At 40.1% G+C, this 17,631-nt stretch carries 18 protein-coding genes, 3 riboswitches and 1 other annotated feature; of the genes, 7 read left to right on the top strand and 11 right to left on the bottom strand.

Annotated features, from left to right (window positions below):
• Positions 1-23: 23 nt before the first annotated feature.
• Positions 24-224, top strand: coding sequence for a cold shock protein CspC (gene cspC / locus ACQKL0_RS15405; protein WP_010331195.1), 201 nt, complete (start codon positions 24-26; stop codon positions 222-224).
• A gap of 136 nt (positions 225-360) precedes the next feature.
• Here the strand turns inward: cspC and ACQKL0_RS15400 are convergent, their stop codons facing one another.
• Positions 361-528 (bottom strand): hypothetical protein, encoded by a 168-nt coding sequence (locus tag ACQKL0_RS15400; protein ID WP_402955962.1) that lies wholly within the window; start codon positions 526-528, stop codon positions 361-363.
• A 302-nt stretch (positions 529-830) separates the two neighbouring features.
• Positions 831-1,051 (top strand) — a binding site (T-box leader).
• Positions 1,052-1,131: 80 nt separating this feature from the next.
• On the opposite strand from ACQKL0_RS15400, the gene ACQKL0_RS15395 reads away from it, so the two are divergent.
• Positions 1,132-2,493 (top strand): sodium-dependent transporter, encoded by a 1,362-nt coding sequence (locus tag ACQKL0_RS15395; protein WP_427688446.1) that lies wholly within the window; start codon positions 1,132-1,134, stop codon positions 2,491-2,493.
• A 462-nt stretch (positions 2,494-2,955) separates the two neighbouring features.
• Complete coding sequence (locus ACQKL0_RS15390) at positions 2,956-4,056, top strand: type I restriction endonuclease (RefSeq protein ID WP_427688444.1); 1,101 nt, start codon at positions 2,956-2,958, stop codon at positions 4,054-4,056.
• Positions 4,057-4,201: 145 nt separating this feature from the next.
• Here the strand turns inward: ACQKL0_RS15390 and ACQKL0_RS15385 are convergent, their stop codons facing one another.
• The 3 genes from ACQKL0_RS15385 to ACQKL0_RS15375 form a co-directional block, all read right to left on the bottom strand.
• The gene (locus ACQKL0_RS15385; protein ID WP_427688443.1) at positions 4,202-5,434 is read right to left on the bottom strand and encodes an aminopeptidase; all 1,233 of its coding nucleotides are present in this window, start codon (positions 5,432-5,434) and stop codon (positions 4,202-4,204) included.
• 173 nt (positions 5,435-5,607) lie between these two features.
• The gene (locus ACQKL0_RS15380) at positions 5,608-6,171 is read right to left on the bottom strand and encodes an FAD-dependent oxidoreductase (RefSeq protein WP_402867888.1); all 564 of its coding nucleotides are present in this window, start codon (positions 6,169-6,171) and stop codon (positions 5,608-5,610) included.
• Between the two features lie 155 nt (positions 6,172-6,326).
• Complete coding sequence (locus ACQKL0_RS15375; RefSeq protein ID WP_407406317.1) at positions 6,327-7,814, bottom strand: aldehyde dehydrogenase family protein; 1,488 nt, start codon at positions 7,812-7,814, stop codon at positions 6,327-6,329.
• A gap of 284 nt (positions 7,815-8,098) precedes the next feature.
• On the opposite strand from ACQKL0_RS15375, the gene ACQKL0_RS15370 reads away from it, so the two are divergent.
• Positions 8,099-9,304 carry an MFS transporter gene (locus ACQKL0_RS15370; RefSeq protein ID WP_402867890.1) on the top strand — a complete coding sequence of 402 codons (1,206 nt, stop codon included), beginning with the start codon at positions 8,099-8,101 and terminating at the stop codon, positions 9,302-9,304.
• A gap of 38 nt (positions 9,305-9,342) precedes the next feature.
• Here the strand turns inward: ACQKL0_RS15370 and thiE are convergent, their stop codons facing one another.
• The 5 genes from thiE to tenA are packed head-to-tail and all read right to left on the bottom strand — an operon-like array spanning position 9,343 to position 12,769.
• Positions 9,343-9,978, bottom strand: coding sequence for a thiamine phosphate synthase (gene thiE / locus ACQKL0_RS15365; protein WP_427688440.1), 636 nt, complete (start codon positions 9,976-9,978; stop codon positions 9,343-9,345).
• Positions 9,959-10,774 carry a hydroxyethylthiazole kinase gene (gene thiM, locus ACQKL0_RS15360; RefSeq protein ID WP_402955992.1) on the bottom strand — a complete coding sequence of 272 codons (816 nt, stop codon included), beginning with the start codon at positions 10,772-10,774 and terminating at the stop codon, positions 9,959-9,961. Before thiM ends, thiE begins: the two co-directional genes overlap by 20 nt.
• On the bottom strand, positions 10,771-11,577 hold the full coding sequence (gene thiD / locus ACQKL0_RS15355) for a bifunctional hydroxymethylpyrimidine kinase/phosphomethylpyrimidine kinase (protein ID WP_427688438.1): 807 nt from the start codon (positions 11,575-11,577) through the stop codon (positions 10,771-10,773). Before thiD ends, thiM begins: the two co-directional genes overlap by 4 nt.
• Positions 11,546-12,079: an energy coupling factor transporter S component ThiW gene (gene thiW, locus ACQKL0_RS15350; protein WP_427688436.1), complete on the bottom strand. Its 534-nt coding sequence runs from the start codon at positions 12,077-12,079 to the stop codon at positions 11,546-11,548. The genes thiD and thiW overlap by 32 nt, the downstream gene beginning before the upstream one ends.
• Positions 12,080-12,769 (bottom strand): thiaminase II, encoded by a 690-nt coding sequence (tenA, locus tag ACQKL0_RS15345; RefSeq protein WP_427688434.1) that lies wholly within the window; start codon positions 12,767-12,769, stop codon positions 12,080-12,082. It abuts the gene before it with no gap.
• 105 nt (positions 12,770-12,874) lie between these two features.
• Positions 12,875-12,967: riboswitch (TPP riboswitch) on the bottom strand.
• A 68-nt stretch (positions 12,968-13,035) separates the two neighbouring features.
• A riboswitch (TPP riboswitch) is annotated at positions 13,036-13,141 on the bottom strand.
• A 304-nt stretch (positions 13,142-13,445) separates the two neighbouring features.
• Positions 13,446-13,549: riboswitch (SAM riboswitch) on the top strand.
• Positions 13,550-13,647: 98 nt separating this feature from the next.
• Here tenA and ACQKL0_RS15340 point away from each other — a divergent pair.
• Both ACQKL0_RS15340 and ACQKL0_RS15335 read left to right on the top strand, forming a co-directional pair.
• A complete protein-coding gene (locus ACQKL0_RS15340; RefSeq protein ID WP_402987593.1) occupies positions 13,648-13,911 on the top strand; it encodes a Fur-regulated basic protein FbpA in 264 nt (87 codons plus the stop codon).
• A 227-nt stretch (positions 13,912-14,138) separates the two neighbouring features.
• A complete protein-coding gene (locus ACQKL0_RS15335) occupies positions 14,139-14,315 on the top strand; it encodes an aspartyl-phosphate phosphatase Spo0E family protein (protein WP_427688432.1) in 177 nt (58 codons plus the stop codon).
• 52 nt (positions 14,316-14,367) lie between these two features.
• Here ACQKL0_RS15335 and ACQKL0_RS15330 read toward each other — a convergent pair whose 3' ends face one another.
• Entirely contained in the window at positions 14,368-14,874 is a 507-nt protein-coding gene (locus ACQKL0_RS15330; protein WP_407406559.1) for a GNAT family N-acetyltransferase, read from the bottom strand.
• A gap of 160 nt (positions 14,875-15,034) precedes the next feature.
• Here ACQKL0_RS15330 and ACQKL0_RS15325 point away from each other — a divergent pair, with 160 nt between their 5' ends.
• Positions 15,035-15,733, top strand: a complete 699-nt coding sequence (locus ACQKL0_RS15325) for a GDSL-type esterase/lipase family protein (protein WP_402867898.1) — start codon at positions 15,035-15,037, stop codon at positions 15,731-15,733.
• A 75-nt stretch (positions 15,734-15,808) separates the two neighbouring features.
• Here the strand turns inward: ACQKL0_RS15325 and ACQKL0_RS15320 are convergent, their stop codons facing one another.
• A complete protein-coding gene (locus ACQKL0_RS15320; protein ID WP_402956005.1) occupies positions 15,809-17,626 on the bottom strand; it encodes an ABC transporter ATP-binding protein in 1,818 nt (605 codons plus the stop codon).
• Positions 17,627-17,631 lie beyond the last annotated feature (5 nt).

Here is a 17,631-nt window from a genome sequence, read left to right as displayed (position 1 = left end):
TTATGCACTAGGAGGCAACAAAAATGGAACAAGGTACAGTTAAATGGTTTAATGCAGAAAAAGGTTTTGGATTTATCGAACGTGAAAACGGAGACGACGTATTCGTACATTTCTCAGCTATCCAAAGCGAAGGTTTCAAATCTTTAGACGAAGGTCAAAAAGTAACTTTTGACGTTGAGCAAGGTGCTCGTGGAGCTCAAGCAGCTAACGTTCAAAAAGCTTAATTTTAAAACTAAATCGTAACCTATATGAACAGACTCCCCTAGGGGAGTCTGTTCTTTGTCGTCGTCGTTTATACATAAAAAAAACCTTACTCCGTTGAAGAGTAAGGAAATCATTGCATACAAAAAAAGTGAAAGCTTATGCTTTCTCCAGTTCTTCTTCAAAGAAGAATGTTGTTGGATGTTCTTTGACTGTATAAGAATATCTTTTCATGTTTTTTACATATGCCCATTTACTAATTGTAACTAATTCATCAGTTTCAAGGATCGTTACGGTTTCGCCACTATTGTATTTATTACTTTTCAATTTATGCACCCTCTTTACTAATAGTATAACATATTTCACGATAAAAAATGTGTCCAAGATATTCCAAAGGGGCCATTAATGGAAAGAATCCTTATATTCATGTAGATTATGAAGAACTTTATTATTTTATTCGAAGTAATTCATTCTTCCAAAAGTCATATAATTATGCTGTAATAATAGATCTTCGCCGCGATGATGAAGGGAATGAGATGTGAGAAGAATCCCTCTTGTATAGTCTAAATATTTAAATAATGATTGACCTATAAGAATTATCGTACTATAATCTTGTTAATTAACATATCGAGCGAGCGACGAAAAGAAACCCATTAAGCCGGTCTCCCTGTTATATAGAGAATCAGTGGTTGGTGAAAACTGATACAAAGACTAGGTGAATTTCATTCTTGGAGCTTTTTTATACTGCAAAAGAGAAAGTGGTATAAGACGGGTTAAACCGTTATTTTAACAAGTGGGAAACAGTATTGTTTCCAATTAGGGTGGTACCGCGTGAAGCCACGTCCCTATCGTTACAGATAGAGACGTGGCTTTTTTGTCTTTGATTTGTTTTTAGGGAACCATAATAAAAAGGGATAAGGAAGGGTTAGCATGCAAACAACAGAGCAATGGTCATCGAAGATTGGTTTTATTTTATCCGCAGCTGGATCAGCGATAGGGGTAGGTGCCATATGGAAGCTCCCATATGTTACTGGGATGAGTGGGGGAGGGGCATTCTTTCTTCTTTTTATTTTATTTTCTTTGTTTATGGGTTTTCCCTTATTATTGGCGGAATTTATCATAGGCAGGAGCACACAAAAGGAAGCCATCAGTGCATATCGTAGTTTAGCTCCCAACAGCAACTGGCATTGGATTGGAAGATTAGGGGTATTCACCTGTTTTCTTCTACTATCTTTCTATAGCGTAATTGGTGGATGGATTGTCATCTATTTCGCCAAAGGTCTGTTTGGTGGAATAATTAGTGAGGGTGCAGATTATGGCTCTGTCTTTAACGGGACAATCGGCAATCCGTTGTTGGTCCTTGCAGCTCAATTTATCTTCCTAGCCTTTACCGTTTTGGTTGTAGCGAAAGGAATTCAAAATGGGATCGAAAAAGTGAGTAAAATATTGATGCCTGCTTTATTTCTGCTTTTTATTGTTTTGATCATTCGCTCACTTACATTAGATAACGCTCTGGAAGGTGTCAAATTCTTTCTAGCACCTGATTTTTCTAGCATGACTTCTCAAAGTGTCCTGTTTGCGATGGGCCAGGCTTTCTTCTCCTTAAGTGTTGGAGTGTCGGTCATGGTGACTTATAGTTCATACCTTTCAAAAAAGGAAAGCTTAATCCAACCAGCCATATCCATCGTCGCGATGAATTTATTGATTGCCTTATTAGCAGGATTGGCCATTTTCCCAGCTGTATTTTCACTAGGATTAGAGCCAGCTGAAGGGCCGGGTTTACTGTTCGTTGTATTGCCTGCGGTGTTTGACCAAATCGTGTTTGGAGAAGTTTTCTTATTAGGGTTTTTAGCATTATTCCTATTCGCCACTTTAACGTCGGCCTTCTCCATGTTGGAAATTATCGTGGCAGCCATCGTTAAAGGAAAAGAGGAGATGAGAACCAAATATGCCTATATCATTGGCATCTTAATCTTTGCAGTAGGCATTCCCTCTGCATTATCCTATAGTACTTTTTCTGATATCTTAATCTTCTCGAAGAACTTGTTTGATTCAGCCGATTATTTAGTCAGCAACATATTAATGCCACTAGGCGTGCTATTAATCTCGATCTTCGTTTCATATAAGATTAAGAAAAGCACGTTGAGAGAGGAACTATTACAGCATTCACGCCTAGGCGCCCAAGCATTTAATATATGGTTCTTTATCATGAGGTTCATCATTCCTCTGGTTATTATCATCGTGTTTCTTGATGTTACTGGGATACTTGATAGGGTAGTGGGGCTCTTCTAATGGGATTGAGGTTATAGAAAGCCACCTATTGGACAGTAAATGGATTTGCGTAAATGATTAAGGTAGTAATTTTACGTATAAAATAATAGCCACGTGCATCTTAGCACGTGGCTATTAAGCTTGATGTTTAAAATTTATTTATAGGCAATAAATTTTTGTTATCATAGCTAAACGCAAAATAAAAGTACTATTAAGCCGATTAGATCAGCCGATTAGACTTTTAAAACTCTAAAAATTATCCTTGCCTTTCTAGCGATTAAATTACATGCTCTAGGTACTTATGTTGTATATCCAAAATTCTTAATACAAGATTCTATTCAAATTTAACATATAGTCACTTTTTCTAAGATGAGAGATACATATATTTTTTTACAGATTAGTATAATATGGTTTTATATAAGCATATTATATTAAAAATGCGGGTACGAATATAGAAACCTTTTATAAATGGGGGGTAGGAATATGGAAACCTTTATACAACAAATTAAAGCGCTATCAACTAGGATAGAACGAATAAAGGATAACATTCAAACTGAGGAAGCAACTAAAACCTCGTTAATTATGCCGTTAATACAAGCATTAGGATATGATATTTTTAACCCCGAGGAATTAGTACCAGAATTCATAGCTGATGTTGGAATAAAAAAAGGTGAAAAAATTGATTATGCCATAATGGAAAACGGACACCCTGTTATTTTAATTGAAGCAAAATGTGTGCATGAAAAACTACATAAACATGATTCGCAATTATTTAGGTATTTTGGAACTACCAAAGCTAAGTTTGCAATCTTGACCAATGGTATTGAATATAAGTTCTTCACCGATTTAGAAGAACCTAATAAAATGGATGATAAACCATTCTTTATATTTAATTTACATGAAATAAGAGAAAATCACCTTCTGGAGTTAGCCAAATTTAGAAAAAACTTTTTCAATGTAGAAAATGTATTAACTACTGCCTCCGAATTAAAATATACAAATGAAATTAAGAATTTTTTAACTCAACAATGGGAGGAACCAAATGAAGAGTTTATCAAATTCGTATTAAATGATGTTTATCAAGGTGTAAAGACAAAAAAAGTAATCGATAATTTTCGGGAAATAGTAAAAAAATCCCTTAATCAATTCGTCAATGATAAAGTAAATGATAAGCTTCAAAAAGCTTTAAGTTCAACTGATGGAAATGAGTTGAATACGACGGAAAAAATAAATGACGATATAGCACCAACAAACGAAGAAGAGCTAATTGATGAACTGGAAAAAGTAGTAGATGGACCTGTGATTGTGACAACCGAAGAAGAAATAGAGGGATATGTTTTAATAAAACTTATGCTTAAGGAAAACCTAGATGCAAATAGAGTTTACTATAGAGATAATAAAAGTTATTTTAATGTTTTACTGGATGATAATATCCGTAAATGGATTTGTAGATTAGGTTTTAATACTAGTAATAAGTATATCCAATTAAATGATGAATTAAAAACTACCCATAAATTAGATAGTGTAAACGATATTTTATTATATAAAAATGAAATATTAAGGGTTACCGAACAATTTAACTAATAGGTAAAAATAGTTAGTCATTGGATAAATTTATAATATAACAAATATAGCCACGTGACTATAAACACGTGGCTAATGTATTTTTCTAAAAAATGTGAAATCCAAAGTTTTGAAACCTTTAAAATCCTCTATATCAACACTATTATTAAAACGCCCAATCCCCATTACGGAAGACAGCTTCTGAAGTGCCGTCAGGAAGGATGCCGTCGATGTTCATTTTATCCGAACCAATCATGAAATCAACATGGGTTAGACTTTCGTTCAGACCATGTTCCGCCAGTTCCTCGGGGCTCATGTTTTTTCCACCTTCAAGACAGAATGCATAAGAGCTTCCGATTGCTAAGTGGTTGGATGCATTTTCATCGAATAATGTATTGAAAAATAATACGTTTGATTGGGAAATGGGCGAATTGAATGGGACTAGTGCCACTTCTCCTAGATAGTGTGATCCTTCATCTGTATCGACCAATTGTTTCAAGATTTCTTCGCCTTTTTCAGCCTTCACTTCTGTGATCCGGCCTTCCTTGAATGTCACGGAGAAATTATCGATAATATTGCCGCCGTAACTAAGTGGCTTTGTGCTTGAAACCGTTCCATTGACACCATTTTTCAGTGGAACCGTGAACACTTCTTCCGTTGGCATGTTAGCCATGAATTCATGTCCTTGCTCATTGATGCTGCCAGCTCCGCACCAAAGGTGTTTTTCAGGCAATTCGATGGTTAAATCCGTACCTGGTGCCGTGTAGTGCAATTTCTGGTAATGTTTTTCATTTAAATAATCCACTTTTTCATGAAGCGTGTCGTCGTGTTTCTTCCAAGCCTCGACAGGTTCTTTTACATCAACCCGGACTGCTTTAAAGATCGCTTCCCAGAGTGCATCGATGCGTTTCTCTTCAGCAACTTCAGGGAAGACTTTATCAGCCCAAGCTTGTGAAGGGACTGCGACAATGGACCAACTCACTTTATCGGACTGCATATATTGACGCCACTTTTTCAGTGCGGTACCCGATGCCTTTTGGAAATTGGCGATCCGTTCAGGTTGAACATTCTTCAAAAGGTCAGGACTTGAGGAGATGACCGATAGAAAAGCTGCGCCATTTTCAGCAAGCTCGATCGTTTCTTTTGCCCGCCATTCTGGATATTCGTTAAATACTTCAGCGGGGGCCATTTCATATTTTGTACGACCGACAATATCATCATTCCAGTTAACGATGACATTACGTGCTCCGTTTTCATAAGCCTTTTTAACGATGAGCCGAACAAGTTCAGCTCCTTCTAAGGTTGTGTTTACAACGAGGGTTTGTCCCTTCTGGATATTGACGCCGACTTTAACGGCCAGTTCTGCGTATTTTTCTAAATTGGTTTGAAATTCATTCATCTTTTAAAACTTCCTTTCTCTTATCTCCAGTTTAATTGTATCGATAGTTTCTGAAAAAAGAAACTTTTTACACATATGTATCATAAAACGTGGGGGTTCAAATAAATCCGATAAAAAAATAGAGGAGGATGGAAAAGCTGAGTGCAGGGACTCAGCTTCTGTGAACACTCTCATTATTTTTTCAGTACATCATGGTCTACATAACGTTCCCCGTTGATTTCACTTAGCAGGTTAATGGCCACTCTGGCTCCGTCACCGGCCGTAACGATGGTATGTACGCTCACGCCTGCACCAGCGCCAGCAGCCCAAATTCCCTCTACGGATGTTTTCCCTAGTGAATCCACGTCATACACTTTTTTAGTGCGCGGCTCTATGCCGTCTTTTGTTGTGACTCCCGCTTCTTCGGCTAGATTAGTGATCATTCCCGTCGCCAGGATGATGTAAGTAGCATCAATAGGGCCGTTTTCCGTTTCGATTGTAAATCCTTGTTCCGTTTTTTCGATGCCTGTAACTTTTGTTTCGATATGTTCAGCACCGAATTTCTTTGCCTGTTGAATTCCGATATGGACTAAGTCAGGTCCAGAGATTTCATCCACACCATAATGGTTTTCCATCCAGGCTTTTTTTGTGATACTTGCATTACTGTCGAGAATGACTGTCTTTTTTCCTGCCTTAGCCGTGAAGATGGCGGCACTTCCGCCAGCAGGTCCGGCACCGATAATGGCAATTTCATACATAGGAATAATCCTCCTTTTTCTCTACCTTGATTCTATCAAACGTACATAGGAAAAGGCTATTGAAATGATTTGAGAATAATCACAATAGTAAAATATATTAAAAGGGTGCAAAAAGCATGGAAGAGAGGGTCCCGGAAGACCCTCTCTTTTAAAAATTATTTGTCTAGGTTAATCCAGACGCTTTTAACTTCTGTATAATTTTCAAGTGCATAGGAACCCATTTCCCGTCCGATTCCGGATTGCTTATAACCACCGAATGGGGAGGCGGCATCAAATGCATTATAGCAGTTTACCCAGACAGTACCGGCACGTAACTTTCCTGCTACATAATGGGCGTTAGCTAGATCGCTTGTCCATAAACCGGCAGCCAACCCATATTCACTTGCATTTGCCCGGTTGATTACATCGTCTATATTCTCATACGGCATGGCAGCAATGACTGGACCAAATATTTCTTCTTTGGCAATGGTCATTTCCTCTTCTACACCGGCAAAGATCGTTGGTGAAACAAAGTAGCCTTCATCGCTAGGATTGTTTCCTCCTACCAATATTTCTGCACCTTCTTTTTTTCCTTTTTCAATGTAACCAAGAACTCGATTCTGCTGTTCCTGGGAAACGAGTGGTCCAATTTGTGTATTCGGATCCAATCCGGCTCCTTGTTTGATCTTTTTAGCGTGACTAGTCATATCAGCCACGACATTATCATAGTGTTTCTTTTGTATATAAACCCGGGAGCCGGCACAGCATACCTGACCCTGGTTAAACATGACACCATTTAAAGCTCCAGGAATGGCTTTGGAGAAGTCGGCATCTGGAAGGATGATGTTAGGCGATTTCCCTCCGAGTTCCAGTGTCACGCGCTTCAATGAATAGGAAGCAGAACGCATGATCATTTTCCCTACTTCAGTAGAACCGGTGAAGGCAATCTTATCGACTTCAGGATGGTCGACAAGGGCTTGACCAGCCGTTTCACCGAATCCAGGGACGATATTGACGACACCGTCAGGGAAACCGGCTTCCGCGATTAGCTCTGCTAAATAAAGGGCGGATAATGGTGTTTGCTCGGCAGGTTTCAAAATGACCGTGCAGCCAGTCGCAAGAGCGGCTCCCAGTTTCCACATCGCCATAAGAAGCGGGAAGTTCCAAGGGATGATTTGACCGACGACGCCTACAGCCTCATGTTTTGTATAGTTGAAGTAATTTCCATTTACCGGAATGGTCTGTCCGACGATTTTAGTCGACCAGCCAGCAAAATATCTCATATGCTCAATGGCTAGAGGGATATCCGCATTTGTTGTTTCACTGATGGGCTTTCCATTGTCCAGTGTTTCTAATTGCGCTAATTCTGTTTTATTTTCTTCCATTAAATCTGCTAGTTTATACATCAACCTGCTACGGTTTGCGGCGCTCATCTTGGACCATGGGCCTTCATCGAATGCTTTTCTTGCGGCTTTAACAGCTAAATTGATATCTTCTTTATCCGCTTCATATACATCTGCGAGTTTCTTGCCTGTTGCGGGGTTGGGAGTGGTAAAGGTCTTCTTCGAGGCACTTTCTACGAATTTTCCATTAATATAGAGCTTTTTAGGACCTTTTAAAAACTTGTCCAGCTTTCCACTTACTTCTAACGTTAGATTGGTCATTGTTTCCCTCCTGAATATAATGATTATATTGGGCAAAACATGATGACTTAATTGATAACGCTTTCATATTCCAATATTTATCATAAAATAAATAGATGAAATATTCAATCATTACTATTCGACATTTTATTCTTAAATGGAAAAAGGCTTGAAATCAACGTTTTTTCTATTTGAGTAAAGAAAAGTGTCAAGACAGTTGTAAATACTATGGCGAAAAGGAAAATTAATAGGTAATATTAAATAGGAGAATATATTGGTAAGCGATCAGATTTTAGGAGGTTTATATGGAAAACAATGCGAAAGTGATATCGCAGCGTAAACTGCTGGGTGTCGCTGGTTTTGGATGGATGTTTGATGCACTGGATGTGGGGATGCTTTCTTTTATCATCGTTGCATTGAAACAGGATTGGAATTTAACGAGCCAACAAGTCGGTTGGATCGGAAGTATCAATTCTATCGGGATGGCTGTAGGGGCGATTCTCTTTGGAGCAATGGCAGACCGGGTTGGCAGAAAGAATGTCTTTATCATAACCTTATTATTATTTTCGATTGCGAGCGGTCTGTCTGCAGCCGTCAGTACGCTTAGTTTATTCCTGATTTTGCGTTTCTTGATAGGGATGGGGCTCGGGGGAGAGCTACCCGTTGCTTCAACACTCGTTTCTGAAAGCGTCGAGGCAAGTAAAAGGGGACGTGTTGTGGTACTCCTTGAAAGTTTCTGGGCGGTCGGCTGGTTGTTGGCGGCGCTCATCTCTTATTTCATCATTCCTGTATACGGATGGCGTGTGGCTTTGTTATTAAGTGCGGTTCCGGCATTATATGCTCTATATCTACGTTTGAAATTACCCGATTCTCCTAAATATACGGAGCTTGAAAAGAAACAGAGACCGTCTGTGCTGAACAACATGAAAATGGTCTGGCAAAAAGGGCACGCACGTCAGACACTTGTTTTATGGATTCTTTGGTTTTGTGTGGTCTTTTCCTATTACGGCATGTTTTTATGGTTACCAAGTGTCATGGTCATGAAGGGCTTCAGCATGATTCAGAGTTTTGAATATGTATTGATCATGACGTTAGCCCAATTGCCTGGTTATTTCTCTGCTGCGTGGTTGATAGAGAAGATGGGGCGTAAGTTCGTATTGATTACATATTTAATAGGAACGGCAGGTAGTGCATTTTTCTTTGGCTCCGCTGAAGGCTTATCACTCTTGATCGTATCCGGCATGTTCCTATCGTTTTTCAACTTAGGTGCATGGGGGGCGCTTTATGCGTATACACCTGAACAGTATCCAACCGTCATTCGTGGAACCGGGACGGGGTTAGCAGCTGGAGTCGGACGCGTCGGGGGCATTTTGGGGCCGTTGCTTGTCGGGTATCTAGTTGCTGGAGATACACCGATATCGACCATCTTCACGATTTTCACAATCGCGATTTTAATTGGTGCTGTTGCTGTGGCATTTGGAAAAGAAACGAAGAATACCATTCTTTCATAAAGGAAGGAGGATGACTAGAAATGAGCATCCTCCTTCTATTAATTAGTGAATCTTTTTATAGTGTATGAAAGGTGTGTAGCCACGTCCATTGGATTTTTTGCCTGTGTAATGGCAGAGACGACCGCAGCACCGGCAATTCCACTTTTAGAAAGCCTGTTGATATTATCCGCTGTAATCCCACCAATCGCAACGGCAGGAATCGAGGTACTGTGACAAATTCTCTCCAGTTCCCCTTTTTTCAAAGCAGTTGCGTCTTGTTTCGTTTTTGTCGGGAATACAGAGCCAACACCAATATAGTCAGCGCCATTGTTTTCAGCTTCAAGGGCCTCCTCCAAGGTAGAGACGGATACTCCAATGATCATATTGTCAGGAACAAGGGTCTTGATGATGGGAAGAGGAAGGTCATCCTGCCCAACATGAATTCCATCCGCTCCTACAGCAAGCGCAATATCCACGCGGTCATTAATGATTAACGGAATCGAAAGTTCATCAAGGACCCCTTTTAATAGAGAAGCTTTTTGATAAAAAGTAAGGGAAGATGCCTGCTTTTCTCTAAGTTGGACGGCCGTAACTCCGCCTGAAACCGCCTCGGTGATGATAGTGGTCATGTCCTCGACGGCTAATGATTCTTCCGTGACTAAGTAAAGGCTCAAATCAAATGGCACTTTCTTCATGCATTTTCACCTCGTATTTCCATATGGAATCATTCATTCCTGAGATGGCATCGATAATCCGTGTCCGGTATGTCCCTGTGCCATCATTTTTTTCAAGGGTTCTGGCAGCAAGCTCACCAGAGATGCTCATGGTTGAAATTCCTGCGATAGCAGCTGAATAGTAATCCTCCGTAATTCCGCAGAAGACCCCAATCAAGGCCGTCGACATACAGCCGGTGCCGGTCACCTTTGTTAAAAGAGGGTTTCCATTATCGATGATGGACGTACGTGAAGAGTCACTAACGGCATCCTTGGCTCCACTCACGACGACAACACTCTTCAGTTTTCTAGCAGCACGTAGGGATAGTTCTGCATTACTCATGGAAAGCGGTCCTGAATCGACCCCTCGCGTTACGATATCGCCTCCCATTAGCCGATGGACTTCACTTGCATTGCCGCGAATAATCTGGACAGTCATTGAATCGAGCAGTTCCATCGCTTTCTCTGTTCGGTAAGGGGTGGAACCGACGCCCACAGGATCTAAAATTACGGGTATATGGCAATCGTTCGCTGTTTTCCCGGCAATCGCCATCGCCTCCAAGGAAACATCATCCAGTGTACCTAAGTTAATCACCAGTGCTTGTGCCAGTTTGACCATGTCCGCCACTTCTTTTGGATTGGAAGTCATAACGGGAGAACCACCAATTGCCAGGGTAGCATTGGCACAATCATTTGCAGTAACAAAGTTGGTGATTTGGTGGACGAGTGGTTGTTTCTTTCTCACTCTGCCAAATAAGTCTGCAACGGATGTATTCATGTGAAATCACTCCGTTCCTTTTTATAAAATTGATGGAAATGGTGAACGGGTCCGTGTCCCTTACCGAGTTCTAAGCTATTTCGTATCGCTTCTGAAATATAGATTTTCGCTTGTTCAATGGACGTCGCTAAAGGAAGTCCATTAGCAAGATTAGATGCAATGGCAGAGGAAAGGGTACAGCCAGTTCCATGCGTATTTTTCGTATGAATGCGTTCACCCTTGATCCAAGAGAACTCCTTGCCATCATAAAAGAGGTCATTTGGATTTCCTGCTGCATGTCCTCCTTTCAGTAAAACAGCCTTCGGACCCAGTTCCAGAATAGCGGTACATGCCTTATAAAAGTCCTGCTTCGTCCGGATCGGGAATCCGGTAAGGACCTCTGCTTCAGGTATATTGGGCGTGACAAGTGTAGCAAGTGGAAGTAAATCAGTTTTTACCGACGAAACGGCCCTCTCATCTAACAGATGGTGTCCACTTTTGGAAATCATGACAGGATCAAGGACGACGATAGCCGGTTTAAATAATTTTAGCGAATGGGCGACGGTTTCGACCGTCTCCTTTGATCCAAGCATCCCTATTTTTACTGCGTCGACACGAATGTCTTCAAATACGGCCGCAATTTGATCGGTGATCACAGGGAGATCGATGGGCTGTATAGATCGAACTTCCAAGGTATTCTGTGCCGTAACGGCTGTGATAACAGACATGCCATAAACCCGATGGGCCGAAAATGTTTTTAAATCAGCTTGGATGCCGGCTCCGCCCCCAGAGTCAGATCCGGCGATCGTTAGTGCCCTTTTCATAAAAAAACCCCTTCATATAATGATTTTTTAAGAGAACTTTCAATAAAAGAAAGCCTATAATTGCGCCCGTTAAAGAACTAAGAAGAAAAGCTGGCAGAAAACCAAAAAGTGCCGCTTTTTTTCCCAATAATAAAAGCGCGATCGGATAACAGGCGATGGATCCGAGAATGCCTGTCCCCACTATTTCTCCCAAGCAGGCGTGTCCCATCCTTTTTGTTTTTTGGTAGAGGAAGGCCGCCAGCAGGGCACCAATCATGCTGCCCGGAAATGCAAAAATGGAACCTGTACCTGTCATGTTCCTGATAAGGGATACTAAAAAGGCCTGGGTCACAGCAAAAAGCGGCCCCAACATAACGGCTGTCATGACGTTGGTTACATGTTGAATAGGAAACACCTTCGCAAAACCAACAGGGATGTAAACGAATGAGCTAGTCAGGGTAGTGATGGCCGTGAACAAGCTAGTCAACGTCATTTTCCGTAATAAGTTACCCGTGTCTAGCATTTAAAGCGGCCAATCCTGTTCGTTGTGAACCATGTCCCAAAATAAATATTCATATCGGGAGGTCATTAAAAAGTGTTTCTCTAATCTTTTCAATTCCTTTTCAGGCATATCTTCCGTCAGTTCGTCTAACAGCTTGGCCAACCATTTGTGCGCATCTGCGAATTCGGGGGATGCATACGATTGAATCCAAGCGATATAGCGATTTGTTTCTAGTGCTGGACCATTTTGTTCTTTTAATAACGAGCCAATTTCATAGTAATCCCAGGCACAAGGAAGTAAGCAGGCAATAAGGTCGGCTAAAGTTCCATGATGGGCAGCATTGAGCATATAACCTGTATAGGCAAGGGTAATCGGAGTTGGTTCGGTATTTTCCAATTCCTCAGAACTAATTCCGAACTCCTTGCAGTAGCTCCTATGCAAATCCATTTCTACCTGTAGAGTCTCATTTAAAATACTCGCAAATTTGGTCATGATCTCAAGGTTAGTGGCCTTGATGGTCCCTAAGGCAAAAAGCTTGGCATAATCCATAAGATAGATATAGTCCTGCTTTAAGTAATAGGCGAATTTCTTTTCTGATAGTGTCCCGTCTCCAATTGCTTGAACGAAAGGATGAGTATGATTCTTTTTCCAAATTTCTTTTGAACGTTCGTGAAGTCTAGCACTGAAAGTTTTCATTTGGGTTTTCGCCATGATTTTTCCCCCTTATAATTCATTCACATACAAAGGAGGGGAGTGTCCAAAAATGAAGAACAGCCGCTTTCATATAGAAAGCGGCTGTTCTAGGAATGTACGAATCCCTTTTTCAACCTGCTTTCCTCCGCTGGTATGACCAGATCAGGTACAAAGGGTTTGATTCTCAGCCTATTAATGGCTCCCCTAGCAGCTTATTATTCAATTAAACGAAAACCCCGTTCCTGAAAACGGAACGGGGCAGATGGATGAAGTCAAATATACGACGACGATATCATCCACTTTCCTCCGCCGGCATCACCCGGATCAGGTTCAAAGGGTCCGGAACATCATTCCATCTCAGTCTTATAGAAGACTCCCCTAGTGGTATTTCGTATGTGATTATTGTCATCATATCAGATAAAAAGGAAAATGCAACCTTTGAATCCAATAGAATTTTATGAGTATCTTGTGGCGTGAAAGGGGTAGTAGGATAAAATCCCCATTGGCAAATGGAGCATACCTAACCCACGGTCAATTGGAGGAAAATATAGTTATTAGCAAAATAGGGATATGGTCTTACCTTGTGCTAAAAGGGCACACGGAAAAATAATATAAAAATTAAAAATTATTTGAATGCAATTGACTTATCCTTGCAAGTGGGATAAAATCATGTCAAAATCATTTATATTCTGTATTCTTATCCAGAGAGGTGGAGGGACTTGGCCCTATGAAACCTCGGCAACAGACCCATCGGGGAACTGTGCTTCTTCCAACAAGCAATCGCTTGGAAGATAAGAAGAGACGAACGGACCTCTGTCGACCTCTTCTTGGATTAGAAGGGGTTTTTATTTTTGTCAAATAGGGTTTAAGGATCCCGTACAACAGGTATATATATTTTGGCTTTAGCAAAGCCTATAAGATTAGGGGCATTATATGTGGAAAATATGAATAAAAGGAAAGGGGCCATTCATATGGCAGAGTTTTTCGAGAAAAAAGAACAGAGGAGAGCATTGTTGATAGAAGAACTATTATCAAATGGTGTATACAAAACCTCTGATGAAAAGCATCTCTATGATGCTCCATTAAAAGCTCTTGAAGATGAATATAAGATTGTTATAGATAAATCAGGTAATGAGTCACCTCCAGAGTGCATGACTTAGTTAACCTATAGTGAACAATCAAAGAGAAAAAGCATTTGCTGTGTAAAGGCAAATGCTTTTTCCCTTTTAAATCGACATAAAAAGTACAAAAGATAAAAGATTAATAGGTATTTTGTCACATTCATCTAGTAAAATAACATATTTAAATCACGTGAAATGGTTGATTTAACCTAGTGTTTTGGTTATGATGAAAATGTAAAATAATTGAAAAATAGGAAGTGGTTATATTGCAGCCTCCTCACATAACAGCAGTTGAAAAAATTGAAGAAAAACGAAAAGAAATGATCATGTTAGCAAAAAATTATGGTTTGACAAGCAGGGTGACCATTCAAGCAAGTCAAGAGTTGGATTCTTTATTGAATGCGGTCACACATATAAAATTCCTGGGAGTTTGTAGCGAATAATCAGTACATCCCAGACCATTCAAATCCAGGCAATCGCCTTTTGCAATGGAAGTCATGTAGTGACACGTTTACCAAGAATGACCAAATCGCGTTCCACTCCATCGAGTTCTGCTATTTTCGGTAAATGAGCCCATTTTTCAAAACCGAATTTTGAAAAAAGCTTAATACTTGGTACATTGTGTGCGAAAATAAATCCAAGAAGTGTCTTAATCCCTATCTTCGGACTCACCTCTATAGCCTTTTGGATTGAAAGTTGTCCAATTCCTTTCCCACGGAACTCCTCATCTATATAGATGCTAATTTCAGCGGTAAAATCATATGCGGGTCTACCATAAAAAGATTGAAAACTCATCCATCCAGCTGTTTTTCCATCATGTATGATCATATATAATGGCCGTTTGAGAATATGATGTTCTTCAAACCATTTGAGCCGTGATTCTACTGTAACTGGTTCTGTATCCGCAGTGACCATCCTCGAAGGTACTGTAGAATTGTAAATTTCGATAATTTTAGGCAAATCCTCAAATACTGCTTCCCTGAATTCTGTAAACTCCTTCATCATTAAGCTCCAATCCATTTATTATGGCATTCCAATCACCAGTACAGGTGCGTCATGCAATTTAATTTTTATTAAGTTATTCAAATGTTAGGCTTGTCCTCTTTTTGGGTATTTAAAAATAAAATACTTCCTAGTGAATACAAAAGGAGAAGCAAAACAAATGAAGAAAATCGTTGGCTTATTTTTTATTGTACTTGTTATTTGTTTAGTTGCCTATGCGTTTCAGGCAGTAGATGCGAAAAACGATCAAAGAGTCATGGCATTTGGAGATTCTTTGACTTATGGAAAGGGCGATAAAGAAGGGGAAGGATATATTGATGACTTGAAACATAAAACGAATGATTCCGATTCAGAAAAAGTCCAATTCTGGAATTATGGTATTAAAGGTCAGGAAACGGACGGTGTCATTAAACAGCTCGAAGATCTTGAGATTAACACAAAATTGGATAAGGCTGACACATTTATCGTCTATATCGGAATCAATGATTTAATTAACAGTAATGGTGGAAACTTAAAAAAAATCAATGATCAAAAGATAAATGATGAAAAGAAAGAGTATGTACAACATTTAGATAAAATTCTTTCTGAGCTTCTAAAGAAAAATAATAAAGCTGATATCTTGGTGATAGGGTTATATAACCCCAATAAAGACGACTTGAAATTAGAAAACCATATTAGTGATTATAATCATTCGATTCAAAAGATGGTGGACAAGGATAGTAGACTAAAGTATATCCCTACCAACGATTTATTCGAAAACAAAGATAAAAAAGCATACTTCAGTGATGAAATTCATCCAAATGAAGAAGGCTATCAGCTTATAACCAATCGAATCTTAGATAAATATGATTTTAAATAAGAACGATAAAAGGGCATGGAGACTTGATTTCCATGCCCTTTTAGGTTTATTTATCGGGGGCGGATTTCTGGTTGGTTATGTTTCTGATGGTGCCTCCGCCTGTGGAAACTGTAAGTCATGGAGCTGCCGATAGCGACCATTATTTAGTAGCAGTTGTTCGTGCGTTCCATTTTCTTGAATTACCCCTTTTTCAAGAACGACAATTTGATCTGCCTTTTGAACGGTTGATAACCGATGGGCAATGACGATTGAAGTCCGGTTCTCTAATAGGTTGGATAACGCTTCCTGAATCAGATGTTCGGATTCCGTGTCGAGCGATGCCGTCGCCTCATCGAGAATGATGATTTGGGGATTCTTCAAAAGGGCCCTGGCGATGGCAATCCGTTGCTTTTGGCCACCAGAAAGTTTGACCCCACGTTCTCCGATTTGTGAGTCATATCCTTTTGGGAACGTCTTGATGAAATCATGAGCATATGCCGCCTTAGCCACTTCGATAATTTCCTCGTCCGTTGCGTCGAGTTTACCATAGGTTATATTATCGCGGATGGTCCCGGTAAACAAAATGATGTCTTGCGAAACAACCCCCATTTGGCTCCGTAAAGATTTGAGGGTGAGATCACGAATATCATGGCCATCCATTTTTATTGTCCCTTGTTGGGGGTCATAGAAACGAATTAAAAGGCTGGTAATCGTTGATTTCCCTGCCCCGGATGAGCCGACAAGAGCGGTTACCTGTCCTGCTTTTATCATCAGGTTAAGATTTCGGAGTACTGGTACCCCCTCGACATAAGCGAAATCAATTCCTTGAAATTCGATTTGTTTCGTGATTTTGGGAACATTAATTGCTGTCTTTTTGTCCTGGATTCCAGGTTGTGTCTCCATTATTTCGGTAATCCGTTCAAAAGCTGCAGCCGATTGTTGCACGATACTGATTACACGGCTGAAATTACGGATTGGACTTTGCAGAAGCCTGAGATAAGCCAGGAATGCCACGATTAATCCAATCGTAAATTCTCCCTGCATCACTTGCCAGGCACCAAATACAATCACGGCGATCAGACCTAAATTATTCATTAAATCTATGAGCGGGCCAAACATGGACCTCAGTCGAACTGATTTGATGTTTGCTACCGTATTCTCATGATTTCGGTCCGCGAATCGTTTTGATTCAAATTCTTCATTTGTGAAGGATTGGATGAGCCGTATGCCGGAAAGGGAATCCTGCAGCTGATTGCTGACATCGCCGGCCGAACTTTGCACGCTTCTGAATGAGAGGCGGATTCGTTTACCAAATACACGTGTCAGATAGAACATGAACGGAAAGGTAATGAGAAGGACCACGGTCAGTTTCCAATTGATGAACAGCATATAGATTGCGATGGCAAAGAAGGTGACCGTATCTGTAATAACTTGTAGCATGCTTGATGAGATGAGTTGTTGAAGCAGGTTCACATCATTCGTGAGTCGGGACATTAAGTCACCCGTTCTATTTTTATCAAAAAATTTCATATCCAATTTTTGAATATGGTCATACATTTCATTTCGTAAATTCATGATCGCTTTTTGCCCCACTTTAGATACGATATAGCCGTTCACATAATTAAGCAAAGCTAACAATATGGCCGCAAAGAGGATACCTATGCCTACCCAAATCAATGAGTCATATTCTTTCCCAGGTATGACATCATCAATCGTATATTGCGTAAGTTGTGGAATGGAAAACTCAAGCATGGAAATGAAAATCATTATGCATATGATCATACTTGAAAATTTCCATCTGGATGGGATACGATTGAATATTTGTTTCAACATTGACCGAATGCTTCCTTTTGATGGTGCAGCTGTCAGGGTGCTACGGCCCTTGTGGCTGAAAGGGATATGTCCCCCGCTCATATTTA

Source organism: Peribacillus sp. NPDC097264, from assembly GCF_050277925.1.
GTDB lineage: Bacteria > Bacillota > Bacilli > Bacillales > DSM-1321 > Peribacillus.
Note: the sequence above shows the minus strand (reverse complement) of the source record. Positions and strands in the feature narration are given on the sequence as shown.